The organism is Halotalea alkalilenta (assembly GCF_001648175.1).
In the GTDB taxonomy this organism is placed as follows: domain Bacteria; phylum Pseudomonadota; class Gammaproteobacteria; order Pseudomonadales; family Halomonadaceae; genus Halotalea; species Halotalea alkalilenta_A.
Genome location: NZ_CP015243.1, coordinates 3,830,424 through 3,846,742, shown reverse-complemented (window position 1 = coordinate 3,846,742; position 16,319 = coordinate 3,830,424). Strand labels below are relative to the sequence as shown.

The 16,319-nt window shown below is 64.4% G+C and carries 14 protein-coding genes; 11 read left to right on the top strand and 3 right to left on the bottom strand.

What is annotated here, in order from left to right; translation table 11 throughout:
- Positions 1-95: 95 nt before the first annotated feature.
- A complete protein-coding gene (locus tag A5892_RS17225; protein WP_064123837.1) occupies positions 96-1,073 on the bottom strand; it encodes a YihY/virulence factor BrkB family protein in 978 nt (325 codons plus the stop codon).
- Between the two features lie 146 nt (positions 1,074-1,219).
- Positions 1,220-2,548, bottom strand: a complete 1,329-nt coding sequence (locus A5892_RS17220) for a DEAD/DEAH box helicase (RefSeq protein ID WP_064123836.1) — start codon at positions 2,546-2,548, stop codon at positions 1,220-1,222.
- 312 nt (positions 2,549-2,860) lie between these two features.
- Between A5892_RS17220 and A5892_RS17215 the strand changes: the two genes are divergently transcribed.
- From A5892_RS17215 to A5892_RS17195, 5 genes are all read left to right on the top strand, one after another.
- Positions 2,861-3,832, top strand: a complete 972-nt coding sequence (locus A5892_RS17215; protein WP_064123835.1) for a D-2-hydroxyacid dehydrogenase family protein — start codon at positions 2,861-2,863, stop codon at positions 3,830-3,832.
- A gap of 93 nt (positions 3,833-3,925) precedes the next feature.
- Entirely contained in the window at positions 3,926-5,377 is a 1,452-nt protein-coding gene (locus A5892_RS17210; RefSeq protein ID WP_064123834.1) for a hypothetical protein, read from the top strand.
- A gap of 16 nt (positions 5,378-5,393) precedes the next feature.
- Entirely contained in the window at positions 5,394-6,608 is a 1,215-nt protein-coding gene (locus A5892_RS17205) for an MFS transporter (protein WP_223302719.1), read from the top strand.
- A gap of 71 nt (positions 6,609-6,679) precedes the next feature.
- Positions 6,680-7,054 (top strand): glutaredoxin family protein, encoded by a 375-nt coding sequence (locus A5892_RS17200; RefSeq protein ID WP_064123833.1) that lies wholly within the window; start codon positions 6,680-6,682, stop codon positions 7,052-7,054.
- Between the two features lie 131 nt (positions 7,055-7,185).
- Positions 7,186-7,374 (top strand): CsbD family protein, encoded by a 189-nt coding sequence (locus A5892_RS17195; protein ID WP_027350052.1) that lies wholly within the window; start codon positions 7,186-7,188, stop codon positions 7,372-7,374.
- Positions 7,375-7,464: 90 nt separating this feature from the next.
- Here the strand turns inward: A5892_RS17195 and A5892_RS17190 are convergent, their stop codons facing one another.
- Positions 7,465-8,670 carry a pyridoxal phosphate-dependent aminotransferase gene (locus tag A5892_RS17190; RefSeq protein WP_064123832.1) on the bottom strand — a complete coding sequence of 402 codons (1,206 nt, stop codon included), beginning with the start codon at positions 8,668-8,670 and terminating at the stop codon, positions 7,465-7,467.
- Positions 8,671-8,996: 326 nt separating this feature from the next.
- Between A5892_RS17190 and A5892_RS17185 the strand changes: the two genes are divergently transcribed.
- The 6 genes from A5892_RS17185 (at position 8,997) to A5892_RS17160 (ending at position 16,134) form a co-directional block, all read left to right on the top strand.
- The gene (locus tag A5892_RS17185; protein ID WP_064123831.1) at positions 8,997-9,512 is read left to right on the top strand and encodes an RNA polymerase sigma factor; all 516 of its coding nucleotides are present in this window, start codon (positions 8,997-8,999) and stop codon (positions 9,510-9,512) included.
- Positions 9,513-9,626: 114 nt separating this feature from the next.
- Positions 9,627-10,670: a FecR family protein gene (locus tag A5892_RS17180; protein WP_064123830.1), complete on the top strand. Its 1,044-nt coding sequence runs from the start codon at positions 9,627-9,629 to the stop codon at positions 10,668-10,670.
- Between the two features lie 31 nt (positions 10,671-10,701).
- A complete protein-coding gene (locus A5892_RS17175; protein ID WP_223302718.1) occupies positions 10,702-11,328 on the top strand; it encodes a biliverdin-producing heme oxygenase in 627 nt (208 codons plus the stop codon).
- Between the two features lie 104 nt (positions 11,329-11,432).
- Positions 11,433-11,855: a hypothetical protein gene (locus tag A5892_RS17170; protein ID WP_064123829.1), complete on the top strand. Its 423-nt coding sequence runs from the start codon at positions 11,433-11,435 to the stop codon at positions 11,853-11,855.
- 633 nt (positions 11,856-12,488) lie between these two features.
- Positions 12,489-15,416 (top strand): TonB-dependent receptor, encoded by a 2,928-nt coding sequence (locus A5892_RS17165; protein WP_223302717.1) that lies wholly within the window; start codon positions 12,489-12,491, stop codon positions 15,414-15,416.
- Positions 15,417-15,537: 121 nt separating this feature from the next.
- On the top strand, positions 15,538-16,134 hold the full coding sequence (locus A5892_RS17160; protein ID WP_064123827.1) for a heme acquisition protein HasA: 597 nt from the start codon (positions 15,538-15,540) through the stop codon (positions 16,132-16,134).
- Positions 16,135-16,319: the final 185 nt, after the last annotated feature.

Here is a 16,319-nt window from a genome sequence, read left to right as displayed (position 1 = left end):
TTCCGATCGATGGAAAGTAGAAGCCCGCCGCCCCGAGAGGGCGGCGGGCTTCTTTCGTTTCAGGCCTCGCCGAGCGGCGGCAGAACGTACTTTGCCTAGGACGGTTGGGATTCATCGCCCGCCACGGAGTCGGCGGCGTAGGCGCCGCGTCGGCCGAGCGGTTTGGCGGGGCCTACCGTGCTGTCCCGGCTGGTCTGGCGCTCCAGCTCGCAGTTGAGCCCGGCACCGAGCAGCACGATGTAGGCCGAGAGCCAGAACCACATCAATACCACGATCACCGCGCCGATCGAGCCGTAGGTCTCGTTGTAGCTGCCGAAGTTGCTGACGTAGATGGAAAAGCCGATCGAGGCGGCGATCCACAGCACGGTGGCGACGATGGTGCCGATGGATAGCCACTCCCAGCGCGCCGCTTTGCGATTCGGCGCGAAGCGGTAGAGCACGGCGATCGCCAGGGTGATCATACCGAGCAGCAGCAGCCAGCGTACGTAGTAGAGCGCGTAGGCGAAGAACCCCGCGAAGGGTAGGAAGCTGAACAGGATCGGCAGGACCGCGACGCAGAACAGGGTGACGATCACCATCAGGATCATCCCCAAAGTGAGGCCCAGGTTGAGCAGCGTGCGTTTGATGATGCTGCGGTCCTCTTTCTCCCCATAGATGATGTTGAGCCCCTCCATGAAGGTCTTCACTCCTTTCGAGGCGCTGTAGAGCGTCAGCAGCAGGCCGAAGATCGCCGTCAGGCTCATCCCCGCGCCTGCGCTGGCGCTGACCGAGCGGGCCTGGGCGGTGATCATGTTGGCGGCGTCCGCGGGAATGAACTCATTGAGCAGCGCGAACTGCTGCTCGACCTGGGCGGGATCCGAAACCAGCCCCCAGATCGAGATCAGCGCAGCGATCGCGGGGAACAGTCCGAGCAGGCTGTAGAACGCGATCCCCGAGGCGACCAGGCTCGTGTGGTTTTCCTCCGAGGTGTAGTAGAGGCGCAGCAGCACCTGCTTCCAGCCGGCTCGGGGAATTTCCAGCGGCGATCGGGCGGTCTGGCCGGTATCGGCGAGAGGGCGTCGGGACTTTTCCATGTCTGGGTGTGCTCCAGGTCGAAGATCGGCGGCTGTCGACGGCTTTCGATGGCAAGTGTAAACAATGCATCGATGCTCTGCAGGCGAGCCCATGCAAAGGCCCTGCATGTGCAGGGCCTTGGGGAAGGGCTCATCGACCGTTGGGTTCAGCGATTGCCGTTTTGAGCCTGGGAGGAGGGACGACGGCGGCGGCGTTCACCATTGCCGCTGTTGCCGCTGTTGCCGTTGCCTCCATTGCGCTGGTCCGTGCCGCTGCGCGCTGACTGCGGCGCGCCACGGCGGCCCTGGCCGCGCGGCTGGCGTGGCGGACGCTCGGGCTCGCGTTCGACCACCACGCTGCTCGGATCGAAGCCTTCCGGCGCGATCACTTCGATCGGTTTGCTGATCAGCCGCTCGATCTGGCGCAGCTGGTCCTGCTCGTCGGGGCTGACCAGCGACACCGCCTGGCCCGATGCGCCGGCCCGGCCGGTGCGGCCGATGCGGTGGACGTAGTCCGCCGGCACGTTGGGCAGTTCGAAGTTGATCACGTTGGGCAGCTGGGAAATATCGATCCCACGGGCTGCCACGTCGGTGGCGACCAGTACCTCTACGGTGCCGGACTTGAATCCGGCAAGCGCATTGGTACGCGCATTCTGGCTCTTGTTACCGTGGATCGCCGCGGCGCTGATGCCGGCCTTCTCGAGCCGCTGGGTGACGCGGTTGGCCATGTGCTTGGTCGCGGTGAAGACCAGTACCTGCTTCCACTCGTGCTGCTTGATCAGGTGGATCAACAGCGCCGACTTGGCCGGTTTCGGCACCTTGTAGACCGCTTGGGCGACACTCTCGGCGGCGGCGTTGCGCGGTGCCACCTCGATGGTCACCGGATCGTTGAGGATGCTCTGGGTCAGCGTACGTATCTCCTTGGAGAAGGTCGCCGAGAACAGCAGATTCTGACGCTTGGCGGGCAGCAGCGCGAGCACGCGCTTGATGTCGCGCAGGAAGCCCATGTCGAGCATCCGGTCCGCTTCGTCGAGCACCAGGGTCTCGACCTGGTCGAGGCGCACCGCGCGCTGGCCGACTAGATCGAGCAGCCTGCCGGGACAGGCGACGAGTACGTCGACGCCATCGCGCAGGCGCTCGATCTGCGGATTGATCTTGACCCCACCAAAGACCACCTCGCTCTTCAGCCGGGGATTGAGATACTGGCCGTACCGCTCGACCGATTCATGGACCTGTGCCGCGAGTTCGCGGGTCGGTGCGAGGATCAGCGCCCGTACCGGACGATTGCGGGTGTAGGCCCGCGCGGACAGACGCTGGAGGATCGGCAGAGTGAAGCCGGCGGTCTTGCCCGTGCCGGTCTGGGCGGCGGCGAGTACGTCGCGTCCCTCGAGGCAGGCGGGAATCGCCTTGGCCTGGATCGGCGACGGTTCGGTGTAGCCCGCGTCATCGACGGCACGCTGCAGCTCAGGGGTAAGGCCGAGAGAAGAGAAAGACATCAAAGAGAATGAACCTCGAATCGCCCCCGCGCGTCCCGCGCGAAGGTATTGGAAAGATTTTGCCTGCGGCGTTGGCGGGACGATTCCCCAGCATTTCGAAGTGACGTCGCCTCGAGGGCGAGTGAGTAAGAGGGAATGCCGTGCCGCGGTCGACCCCAGGGCGAGGACATTGGTCCCCCCGGCTGGCCGAAGCGATGCAGTTTAACACAGTCGTGCAATGGACGCGGCGGTGCCGGCATGGAACGCTGGTACGGAGAATCGCATCGGCATCAATTCCCTACCGCGGCACCTGTCGCCCGAGGACGATATTCCATGAACATCGTGATTCCTGACGATTACGCCAGACTGGTCGAGACGCTCGACGTCTTTTCGCTCCTCGAGGGGCACCAGGTTACGCTCTACCATGACGCGGTCGATGATCGGGACGTACTCGCCGAACGCTTCGCCGAGGCCGATGCCCTGGTGCTGATCCGCGAGCGCACCCGGATCGATGACGCACTGCTGGCTCGACTGCCTCGGCTCAAGTTGATCAGCCAGACCGGCAAGGTCGCAGCGCACCTCGACCTCGAGGCCTGTACGCGTCACGGGGTGGCGGTGGTCGAGGGGCGGGGTTCGCCGATCGCGCCGGCGGAGCTCGCTTGGGCGCTGCTGATCAATGCGCGGCGTCGGTTGGTCGATGCGGTCGTGGCGATGCGCCTGGGGCAGTGGCAGGTCGACATGGGCGAGCGGCTGGCCGGTAGCCGGCTCGGGATATGGGGCTACGGCAAGATCGGTGCCCGGCTTGCGCGTTACGCCCGCGCCTTCGAAATGGTTGTCTGGATATGGGGCAGCGAGGCATCGCGCGCGCGCGCCGAGGCCGATGGTCTCGAGGTAGCGCCCTCGCGCGAGGCGCTGTTCGCCGAATCGGACGTGGTCAGCCTCAACCTGCGCCTGGTAGAGGCGACCCGCCATCTGGTCACTTTCGAGGACCTCAAACGAATGAAGCCGAGCGCGCTGCTGCTCAACATCAGCCGCGCCGAGCTGATCGAGCCCGGGGCGCTGCTCGCCGCGCTCGACGCCGGTCGCCCCGGCAGCGCGGCGCTCGATGTGTTCGAACGGGAGCCGATTCTCGATCCCGACCATCCTTGGCTGTGCCACCCGCGGGTACTCTGCACGCCGCACCTTGGCTACGTCGAACGCCAGAGTTACGAGCTCTACTTCGGCGACGCCTTCACCCACCTCAACGACTTCTTCGCTGGACGCGCGGTGGTGCTCGCAGACCCCCGGGTGGTCGTCGCGCGCTGAGGGTCGCGATTCAGCGCGCGCGCACAGTGGGGTAGAGTGGGGGCCAGCAAGGGCCGCACGTGCGGTCCGCACGCTAGTCGAAGGAGCGAGTGGGTGATCAGGGTTCAGCGCAAGGAAGGCTTCAATCTACGCATCACGCGGGTACTGCGCGAGGCGTCGGGTCACTCGCTGGATCTCTACCTGTTCGTCCCCGGTGAACTGGGACTCACCACCCACCTGGTTTCCGAAGATACCTTCTATCACAACGCGATCCACACCAAGCGCACCTACTACAGCACCGCCTACCAGCTTCCGCTGGTGCACAGCCGGCTCGCCGGTCGCGGTCGCATGCCCGCCGAGCGCTACCGGCTGAGCCTCAGCCTCTATGCCTACCAGTACGCTACGGCGTTGGAGCAGTCGACCCGCGACCTGCTCGACGGCGGCGGGAGCGACGATGACCAGCGATCGGGTCCGGGGCTCACCCGGATCGACGCCCACTTGGAGCTGGTCGAGAGCATCCTGCGCCGACTGCGCCGCAACGCCCCGGACGAAGGGCGGCTGACCAAGTACTTCGTCAATATCGACAACTATCTCTCCTGGTTCACCGAGCAGCAGATGCTGGCGCTGCTCAGCGAGCTTCCCCGTGACGGTGACTATCCGGAAATCGAGCGCCGGCTGCTCGCGCTCTGCGAGCGCGAAGCCGGCTATCGGCTCGAAAAGCGCTACAACTCCGAACGGGCGATGGCGAGCCCGACGAGGATGTCGAACAAGATGCGCCTGCTGCGCCGGCTGATCGAGTTCCCGGTGACGCTCAAGGACCGGCCCAAGGAGCTCGGCGGCGGCGAGCAGCGCGCGGTCAAGGCGCTGGTCACCGGGCTCGTGATGATGGTGATCTCGATCTTGATCCTCGAGATGCGCCATATCTTCGGCGACGTCACCTTCTGGTTCTTCATCGCCCTGGCGGTGCTCTACGCGATGCGCGAAGTGTTCAAGGAGGATCTGCGCAACACCCTGTGGCGCTGGGTGCGCAAGGGGCGGCCGAAGTGGCGGCGTCGCTATCGCGACCCAGAGAGCGGCCAGGTCGTCGGTAGCCAGCGTGAGTGGTTCGACTACAAGCGACCGGCACGACTGAGCGAGGAGATCCGAAACGCCCGGCGCTCGAGCGTCAGCCAGCGCGAGGAGGTGGTGCTGCACTATCGCAGCCGCTCGCGGATGCTGCCGACCCGCTTCCTCAGCGGCTACGAGCAGACCCGTGAAACCCTGATGCTGGATCTCGGCGTGCTGACCAAGCTGATGGAGCCGGGCAACCACCACGTCTACGTACTGAAAGATGGCGAGGTCAGCCGCCAGGCGGTGGAGAAGCGCTACCAGTTCAACCTGATCGCGCGTAGCGTACAGGGCGACCAGGAGGCAGTGATCCAACGCTGGAAGATCGTGCTCAACCGCTCGAAGATCATCGACGTGGAGGAAGTGACCGTCGAGGAGCGAAAATCAGCTACCGCGGGCTCGCCGGAGCCAAGTCGGCATTCGAGCACGGATGACAAGCCCGGTGATGACCAACAATAAAAGGCCCGACGCGTCGATGACTGCCCAATCTCCACCTCGCCACTACAAGCCGCTGGTGCTCTCGATCATCAGTGCGACCTTCCTCTGCTACTTGTGCGTCGGCATGTCGCTCGTGGTGCTGCCGCTCTATGTCAGCCAGGTGCTTGGCCAGGGCGCAGTGATGGTCGGCATCGTGATCAGCCTGCAGTTCCTCGCCACGCTCTGTGCCCGCCCTTTGGCCGGGCGTATCGCTGATCGGGTCGGTGCCAAGCAGAGCGTTGTGGCCGGACTCGTCGGCTGTGCGCTGAGCGGTATGCTGGTGTGGCTTTCGATGCTGCTGGTGGGCCATGCCGCCAGCATCGTGCTGCTGCTGATCGGTCGTGTGGTACTGGGCTTCTCGCAGGGGCTGATCGGTACCGGTACGCTGAGCTGGACCATCGGTATCGCTGGATCACGGCGAATGGGCAAAGTGATCTCATGGAACGGCATCGCCGCCTATGGATCGATGGCGGTCGGTGCGCCGCTCGGCATGTCGCTGGTCGGACTGTTCGGCTACTGGAGCCTGGGTGTGGCGACCACGCTCGCGACTGGGCTCGGCGCACTGTTCGTCTGCCGGCTCAAGGCCGCGCCGCTGGTGCCGGGCAAGCGGCTCTCCTTCCTCAGCGTGTTCGCCCGCATCGCGCCCTACGGCCTGGCGCTGGGGTTGAGCAACATCGGCTTCGGTGTGATCGCCACCTTCATCACGCTCTACTACGCAAGCCAGGGATGGGAACACGCTGCCTGGGGGCTGACTGCCTTTAGCCTGGCCTTCGTCGCCGCCCGGCTGCTGCTGGCGGGGGTGATCGAGCGCTTCGGCGGCTATCGGGTGGCGGTGGCCTGCTGCGCCACCGAGGGTCTGGGCATGGTGCTTCTCTGGCTCGCGCCTTCCGCCGGCTGGGCGCTGGGCGGTGCGTTGCTCGCGGGCTTCGGTGTCTCGCTGATCTATCCCGCGCTCGGCGTGGTCGCGGTCAAGAACGTGCCGGAGAGCAACCGCTCCGCGGCGCTCGGCGCCTACTCGCTATGCCTCGATCTCTCTATTGGCCTGACCGGGCCGCTGGCCGGGGCGGTGGCGGGAGGGTTCGGCTATGCGATCATCTATGGGCTCGCAGCGCTTGCCGCCTATCTCGCCGTAGCGCTGGTGCTGGTGCTGTTCCGGCGCAGCCTGGCACGAGCGGCCGAGGTCGAACAGCGGGCCGGGCGAGCCGACGGTTAGCGCGAATCGACGTTCATTCCCCCAGGAGGAGCGCGTATGCTGGCACTGACGAGTACGCCAAGGAGACAGCGATGTCGCTGCTGAAACGCACGGCCCGCGCGATGCTCGCTCCCTGCGTGCGCCTCTATGATCGCTTGAGAAGGCCCAGCCCCATGCAACGCACCCCCGAACGCCAAGCCGAAGTGGATCTCGCCACCCAGCGGCTCGTGCTCTATCACTTCGAGACTTGCCCTTTCTGTGTCCGGGTCCGTCACAAGATCGCCGAACTCGGTCTCGACATCGAGATGCGCGACACCCTGCTGGATCCGCACCATCGCCAGGCGCTGGCCGAGGGGGGAGGCAAAACGCAGGTGCCATGCCTTTTGATCACCGATGAGCAAGGCAATCAGGAGTGGCTCTACGAGTCCGCCGATATCAATCGCTACCTGGTGTCGCGCTTCGGCTGAGCCGACCCATGACCAATTCATGCAGCCGAGCGTTCGATTCACGACTACGCTCGAAGAGTGCCGGGATCAGCGGCCAATAGAGCGCCTGCGATTACCGGCCGCTCGCCAACCATGGATTGGAGGTATACGCGATGACCAGTTCCAAGACCGATAAGCTCAAGGGTACTGCGGATAAAGCGGCTGGCAAGGTCAAGGAAGCCGCCGGCAAAGCGAGCGGTAACCGCGAGCTGGAAGCCAAAGGCAAGACCCAGCAGGTGAAGGGTGAGGCGAAGAAAGGCAAGGGCAAGCTCAAAGAAGCGCTCGATCCTCACCATAGATAGCACCTGAACAGGCATCGAGAGGCGACGGGCGCGAATGCGCCCGTCGCTTTTTTCGTTATGGACTTGCGTCGAAGGGCTTGCGTCAGCGGTTCAAGCGCTTTTCGACAGCGTGCCCAGTGCGATGAGACAAGGGGTCAATCTTTCCAGCGCCTGTTGGGCCAGCGCCGGGTCGATCGCGAAGCAGATCCGCATGTAGCCTTCGCCGCCGTTACCGAAGGCGCTGCCGGGGGCAATGCCTACCTTGGCTTGCTCGAGGATATGCCGCGCGATCTCGAAGCTTTCCCCGCTCACGCCGTCGAGACGGAAGAACAGATAGAAAGTGCCCTGGGGCGCGAACACCGAGACATGGGGCAAGCGGGAGAGACCCTCGACCAGCACCTGGCGGGAGGCGCGACAGCGCTCGACCTGATAGCGAATGAAGTCGTCGCCCTGATCGAGTGCGGTGACGCAGGCATGCTGGATGAAGGTCGGGATGCTGGTGGTGTTGTACTGCCCCAGGTTCGACAAGAGCCCTCCCAGGCCCTCGGGCACGATCGCCCAGCCGGCGCGCCATCCGGTCATGCACCAGTTCTTCGAAAACGTATTGGTGACGATCAGCCGGTCGTCGGCGGTGCAAATTTCGAGAAACGATGGCGCAACCCCCGCGTCATCGTAGACGAAGTGGGCGTAGACCTCGTCGGCGATGATCCACAGCCTGCGCTCGCGGCAGAAGTCGCGCAGTTGGAACATCTCCTCGCGCGACATCTTCCAGCCGGTCGGGTTGGAAGGGGAGTTGATGAAGATCGCCCGGGTGCGCGGGGTAACCGCACCGAAGAGCCTATCGAGCGGCAGGCTCATGCCGCCACCGGCGTCGAACTCATAGCCCACCGTGACATTGACCCCGCCGAGGATGCGGATCGCTTCCAGCGAGTTGGGCCACGCGGGCGTCGGGGTGATCACCTCGTCGCCGGGCTCGAGGATCATCTGCAGGCTGAGCATCAACGCGTTCATCCCGCCGACGGTGATGCAAAAGCGCGACGGGTCGACCGCTACGTTCCAATGGCGCTGGTGGTAGCGGGCAAGCGCTTCCCGCAGCTGCGGTAGCCCTTGCGAGTAGGTATAGCGTGTTTCGCCATCCTGTAGCGCGCGCTCGGCGGCCTGGTTGATGAAGCCTGGCGTTGGCAGGTCGCCCTCGCCGATCCACAGCTTGATCACTTCGGGGTCGTTGCGGGCAAGGTCCGCGATCCTGGCGATCTGGTTCTCGGGTATTTCGGCGACGCGGCTGGACAGGCCGTAGCTTTCGTAGGCGCTGGACATCTCTAGGTCTCTTGTTCTGCGGTGGCACGAAGGATTTGAGTGAGCGTCGTCCCGAAGGCCTGGGGCGGCGAAAGGTGATGCGTCGTTGCACGCCTTCATCATGCCACGCGGCTCGCGCTTGGTCTCGCGCTGACCGCCGCCGGCGCGATCCATGGACGCTATCGACCAAGCTCTGGCGAGCCTGGATGACGCCGGGGATGTGCGAGTCGACCGTCTTTAATGATAGTAGTTGCCATTTGCACGGCTTGAATGGATCATCGCCAGTCCGCCACAGGCGGGATGCAACCAGGTGACGAACCTCATTCCCACATGCCAACGATGAGCACATGAACCCGAGAGCGGATCACTCAGCCCTGCTGGAGGTTTTCGCCCGCGAGCGCAAGCGCTTGCTCGGTGTGCTCAGGCGCATCGTCGGCAGCACTGCGATCGCCGAAGAGGTCGCTCACGATGCCTTCCTGCGTCTTTGGGAGCGCCAGCGGCAGGGGTGCGTGCCCGAGGGTGACTGCACCGGGTTGCTCTATCGTACCGCGCGTAACCTGGCCCTCGACCGCCTGCGCGGGCTGCGGGTGCGGGAGCGTTACGTCCAGGTCCTGGCGAGCGAAGAGGACGAGGAAGAGAGCCCCTCCAGTGAACGATTGGTGGCTGCGCGCGAGCAGTTGGAGTCGCTGATGTCGGTGCTGGGCCGCGAGCCTGCGCGTACCCGCCAGATATTCCTGCTCAATCGGGTCGATCAATTGAGCTACGCCCAGATCGCCGAGCGGTTGGGCCTCTCGGTGAGCCTGGTGGAGAAGGAAATGATGCGGGCGCTCAAGGTGTGCCGACGCTGGCGGGAGAGTCAGTGACGCGCCATGCGTGGGTAGTGGATGAGCGGTAATGAATGAGGAGTAGCGCAGGCTCGCGCGTATAACAAAGGTAGGGGTGGGTCGAGCAACCGTGATTTGCGCATAGGCGGGTGAATGAACGATAGCGATAACGACAACGATCGCGACGTCGAACAGGCGGCACTGCTCGACCGGGCACTCGAATGGCTGGTGGCGACCAGGGATCCCGACGTCGATCCCGCCCGGCTCGCAGCGCTCCAGGCATGGCTGGCCGCGGCACCGGAGCATCGGCGGGCCTGGCGGCAGGCCGAGGAGATCTCGGCGCTCGGTGATCGAGCGGCGCTGCTGCTGGCGGTCCAGGAGCGCAGCGGCGGTGCTGCCGAAACCGTCTCCATCGCTTCGGCTGGCAGAGACCGCAGTCGCGCCTTGGCGCTTCGCCGCTGGCGGCCAGCGCTTGCGATCGCCGCATGCTTGCCGCTGGTACTGGCGGTGCTGTTGCTGGTCTGGCGCGACCCGGGCTGGACGACCCGCGCGTTCGCCGATCACGCAGTGGCTGCGGGACCGGGACGCGAGGTGACGCTCGTCGATGGCTCGCGCCTGTTTCTCGACGGCGACAGCGCGTTCGATGTCGATTTCTCCGCCAGCGACCGGCGCATCGAGCTTCGGCGCGGACGCGTATGGCTCGACGTCGTCCGCGATGGTCGCCCTTTCCTGGTCGAGGCCAACGGTGTCGAAGTCGCTGTGCTGGGCACCCGCTTCGCCGTCGAGCGCAATGCGCAAAGCGTGGACGTTTCGGTCGAGCAGGGCAGGGTGGGGGTGAGCGCACCGGGCGGTGAGCGCGTCGTGCTCGAAGCCGGGCAGCGGGTCGAGGTCGATGCGGAGCGGCTGGGTAGCGTCACCGGCTTCGAGCCCGCTGTGGGGCTGGCCTGGCGACGTGGCCTGATGATCTTCGATCGTGCCGATATCGACACGGTCGTACGCGAACTCGAACGAACCAGACCGGGGCGAGTGCTGGTATTCGATCGGGATCGGCTCGAACAGCGGCGTTTTTCCGCCACCTTCGCACGCACCGAGCCCTCCGCCGTACTGCAGGCATTGCCCAGTGCGCTTGGGGTGAATGTATTCACTCTGCCGGATGGCAGCGTGGTATTGAGCGAGCGCCGGGGGGAAGGGAATTGACATGATCGTACAACAAGCAGAGGAACCAGGAATGAGCGATGTAAATCAAGGCGTCGATATGGCGCCCGATCGCGTGGAGCAGAGCAGGGCGATGGTATTGAAGCTCGCCACCCGCGAGCTGCACGAACAGATCGACGCCAGGATGATGGCGGCCAAGTTGTTCGATGATCGCGAGCGCTACGGGCGCTTTCTGCGGCTCCAGCATGCCTTCCACTGGCTGACCGAAGCGCTCTATCGCGATGCCGAGCTCAATCGCTGGCTGCCCGGACTCGCCGAGCGCGAGCGCTTCAGCGCGGTCGACCAGGACTGTCGCGATCTCGGCGTCGTCGTGCCGACCCCCGCCGCCGCCAAGCTGGCACCGCCTATGGATGCCTCCGAGCGTGCTCGCGCGCTCGGATGGCTGTACGTCAACGAAGGTTCCAATCTCGGCGCTGCCTTTCTCTACAAATACGCAGCCAGCCTCGGTCTCGACGGCGAGTTCGGCGCTCGTCATCTGGCCCCCCATCCCGAAGGCCGCGGATTGCACTGGCGGCAGTTCGCCGCGCAGATCGACGCCGCACCGATCGAGCCCGAGCACGAGCAGGCTGTGATCCTCGGCGCCCGCGAGGCCTTCGAAACGGTGCTGAAGCTGGGAGAAACGCTGCGCGACGATGCCTGAGCCGGCGCATGCGCAAAAGCCCCACGACCTGAACGTTGTGGGGCTCTTCCATCGATCGAGTGGGTGAACCGCCCGACGGAGCGGGCATTTGCGAGGAGAGGGAAATGAGCGGGAAAGCCAATCAACGGGCGCTTTGCTGTGCCGCGCTGGTACTGCTGGCTGGCTGTGCGTCGCCGAACGCGGTCACCTGGCAGCAGGACGAGGCCTGCCGTCATTACGAGCCCCAGGCAGGGGCCACCTTCGATGTACTCACCTGTCCGTTGCCCGAATATCCCTACGCCGAGGTGGTGCAGGTGTCGCCCCGCGACGGCGGCATGCTGTTCTACCCCGACCTGGCAGTGGTCCTGATCCTCGAACTGCAAGCCGATGGCAGTGTGGAAGTGCTCGGCACCAGCGCCAGCGAACATGTGAGCCATGAATTTCTCACCCGCGTGACCAACGACGTCAAGCGTTGGCGGACCAATCACCGAAGCGAGCCCCAGCGTGTCGAGCAAGCGATCGTCTTCACCGCCCGGCAGCGTCCCTGAACCAGGCGTATTCGCGTACGGTGAGACGATGGGCGGGATCCCGTACCGTTCGTGCCCCTCGGTGCGCTTCTTGCTAGAGATGCTCGGAGGAACGAGCCATCGTCGCACGATCCCTCGACTGGCGCCCCCATTGCCGAGTCGGTACCCGGCCTTAGCGCGTATCGGCGCCGCTCGGGACGAACGGGTTGGAAATTGGCGCGAAGGCCCGGCATCCCCCATATCCGCTCGTGGTCAGCCGGTGATGAACGAGCCGAGTCGAACCATGGCCATACCGCCGCCGCACGATCCCTCGACTGGCGCCCCCATTGCCGAGTCGGTACCCGGCCTTGGCGCGTATCGGCGCCGCTCGGGACGAACGGGTGTATCTGTCCGTTCGTGGTGAGCCGGGCCTTCGTCGACTTGGGCAATCTTGCAAGACACCATGGAGGCCCGTGTCGAACCACGGCCATGCCGCTGCCGCAGGACTTATCGATGGGTATCGCCGACGCGTGCGCTCCGCGCTGCGCACCAGGGTGTGGGAAGCTTCGTTCAAACTTAATTTTTTGAGTTTTTCCCTGAGGAAGCGCCCGGGCTCAAACGTTATCGATAGTGATATGACAATCATTATCATTATTGCAGGGGAACGTTTTAGCGATGAGCGTTAGAGAGATGACGGCTCAGCGGCAGCCATGGGCGCCGAACAAGCTGCGCCTGGCCGTGACCTTGGCGATGGCGCTGGGAGTGGGGCTGGGCGTTGCGCCTGTGCTCGCTCAAACGGCGCCCTCCGCCCAGGAAAGCGCTTTCAGCGCCGAGTACGATTTCGATATTCCCGCGCAGCCGCGCCTCGCCGCGCTTGGCGCTTTCACCGCCACCACCGGGCTCTCGCTGATCCGCCCCAGCGACCAGGCGATCGCTGGTCAGGCGCCGGCGTTGCAAGGGCAGATGAGCGCGGCCCTTGCCCTCGACCGGTTGCTCGAAGGCAGCGGCCTGCGTGCGCTGGTACAGCCGGGAGGTGAGGTGCTGCTGGAGCCGCTGCCGAGCGCAGGCGCCGCGCGACTTGAACAGCTCACTGTCACCGCGAGGCGCGATGATTGGGTCTACCAGACCCCGCGTTCGGTCAGCGTGATCACCCGCGAGCAGATGGACCGGCTGCCGGTGCGCCACGCTGCCGAACTGCTCGAGGAGACCCCGGGGGTGACCAGCGCGGTCAATCGCCTGAATCCGGGGCTTTCGATCAACATCCGCGGGATGCAGGACTTCGGCCGGGTCAACATGATGATCGACGGCATGCGCCAGAACTTCGTCAGCAACGGCCACCAGCAGCGCAACGGCGAGATGTACGTCGACTCCGAACTGCTCTCCGGCGCGACAGTCGAGCGCGGCCCGCGGGCCGACGTGCACGGCGCCGGCGCGATCGCGGGACAGGTCAACTTCTCCACCCTGGACTTCGACGACCTGATCAAGCCCGGTCGCGATTTTGGCGGCCGGCTGCGCGGTAACACCGGGCTCGGCGGCGAGGGCAACGGCGTCGACTTCATCGGCAGCCTCGCCGTCGCCGGGCGTATCGACGACCGGCTCGAACTGCTCGCCGCCCGCTCGCGCCGTTCGATCGGCGACTACGATATCGGCCGGCATGGCGGCAATGGGCTCAACCGCGCCTGGACCGATACCGGCTACGACGGCTACTACGACAGCGTGAAGTTCGCCGACCAGCAGCAGGATTCGCAGCTGTTCAAGGCGAAGTACAAGATTTCGCCCGAGCAGTCGATCCAGTTCAGCTACATCGGCACCGAGATCAGCTACGCCAATACCACCGATGCCGACACCTCGCTGCAGGCAAGTGGCACCCCCTGGCGCAGCCTCGGCAGCTCCAGGGTCGAGTCTGAAAACTTCGGCCTCGACTACAAGTGGAACCCGAGCGACAACGACCTGATCGATCTCAACGTCAAGCTCTACTACGTCGATACCAAAAACCGCAACTACAGCAACCCTACCTATCCGGCGAGCGGCTCCGTACTGGTCGATTACGCCTGGGACTACGGCTACTGCGACCTGGATCCGATTCCGGACTCATGGGCGAGCTCCTGCAGCTACGGTACTGGCCGCAACCAGCGCATCGAGATGGAGACCTATGGACTGCAGATCGACAATACCTCGCGCTGGCAGCTCAATCAGACCACCCAGCTGCGCGCCAACTACGGGCTCGAGTACTTCCAGGATCGCGCTGAGTCGTGGATCACTACCGACCGCGAAGGGCGCCAGGTCAGCGCCGCGGCGGGGGATACGCTGAACCCTATGGGCAGGCGCACCATGGGCAGCCTGTTCACCAACCTGACCCTCGAGGACGACTTCTACACCCTCTCCGCCGGGCTGCGCTACGACCGCTACTGGCTCAAGGGGGATACCCAGGTATGGGGAACCGAGAGCAACTATGTCAGCCGGCTCGACCGTTTCATTAACTACAACTGCAATCGATCCAGTGCATATAGCGTGGCCGCCTGCGAGGCGGCACGCTCAGGCGGCGAGCAGGGGGCCATCGCCTATGCAGGGGACTTGTACTGGACTCGCGGCTACTACGCACCGGGCTGGGAAGACGAGCAGGTGCTCAACGACTACCACGTCGATCGCTCCGAGGATAAGTTCCTGCCCTCGCTGGGGGCGGCGATCCGCCCGGCCAGCTGGCTCGAGCTCTACGCCAATTGGGGCAAGTCGTGGCGTCCGCCGGCGATCAATGAGTCGCTGATGGCCGGCAGCCACCCCGGGGACCCCTTCGCCAGTATGTACCCCAACCCCTACGCCGAGCCGGAGACCACCACCAGCTGGGAGGTCGGGGCGAACACCACCTTCCGCGACCTGTTCACCCAGGGCGATATGCTGTTCGCCAAGCTGAGCTATTTCGATACCAAGGCGGACAACTACCTGTTCACCTCGATCCAGAACCAGGTACCAGGAGAAATCGCCGGCGGCCTGGGTAGGCTGGTGTTCAACAACAACCTGGCCCAGACCCGCTTTCGCGGTATCGAGCTGGAGAGTCGCTACGACGCCGGCTGGATCTATGGCGGCGCCACCTACACCCACTATGTCGGCGGCCCCAATACCTTCTGCCAGAGGCGGTGGTGGCTGGGTAGCGGTATTTCCCAATATGACCAGCCCAACGAAGACGGTTCGATGACCGAGGAACACCAGCAGGCGGTCGCGGATGGCTATGACTCCTACGAGGAGAGCCTCGATAACGAGGTGCGCTGCGGCAACCTGGCCTACAACAGCGTAGTCGCAATGCCGGTCGACAAGGGCACCGCCAACCTCGGCGTGCGGCTGTTCGATCGGCGGCTCGATACCGGGGTGCGTTTCAACTACAGCGGCAGCGGCTGGTACAACCGCTCCACCGGCGGCGGCCAGACCTGGTACACCACTACCACCTGGGACTGGTACGGCAGCTATCTGCTCAACCCCAACGTCAAGCTGATGGCCTCGATCGACAACGTCACCGACCGGATGTACCTGGACGGCTACTCCGACGCGTTGGCGCGCACCTGGGCGCCGGGGCGCACGGTGCAGATGGGCTTCGAGATCCTGTTCTAGGGTCTACGAGGCGATAAGGACATGCGAGGCGATTCGCATGTACGGCGTCCGACCGGCCGCCGTCGAGGGTGTCGAAGACATTCTTCGGCATCGACTATTGAAACTATTGGAGTAATGCGAAATGGCAGCATCCATCTCTTCCTACGATGAAAATTGGTTCCCAGATGGTACTGGTCTGAACGATAGCTTGTACGATGTGCTGATCGCCTTCCAGAACAACGGCCTCGAAGGTTCCCACCCCAACAATACCGGCGGCTTCTATGGCGGCGGTTCGTTCAGCGGCACCAGCTACTCTTACGTCGATGCCAGCCTGGGCTTCGCCTTCCAGGCCACCGGTGACCTGAACTACTACTTCCCGCCGCTCAACGGTAACGTCGGCGATGGACCGACCTCGCACACCCTGTGGGGCTCGATCGATTCGATCACCCTCGGTGGTGGTCTCAATTCGGATGGCTCGGTAGCGGATGCCTTCATCACCTTCACCTTCGATGAGGCGATCACCGGCGACGTCTCCGAAGGGCGCACCAACGATGTCCACGATGTCATCTGGGGCTTGATGAACGGTTCGGTGGTCGGCGCTGACGATAGCATCGGTACCGGCACCAACGGTGGGCTGGTCCAGGCGCTGATCGACAACGGGCTCGACGTCGATGCATCGATCGCCTCGCTGGTCGGCACTGCGTCCGCCACCGATGCCGATCTGGCGCTGGCCGCCTGATCCTAGGCGGATGGTGGTGATCCCTACCGGGTTCGCCTAGTAGGGCAAGGGTCGCACGGGAGGTTCGCCGTGCGACCTTACAATGAGAAGAAGTCTCATTGTATTTTGTCGTATCGGCGCGGATGATCGTCCGCGCCAATCGCGCGTTTCGCGCCAGATTTCGTCTGCAAGTCGACCAGCGAGCA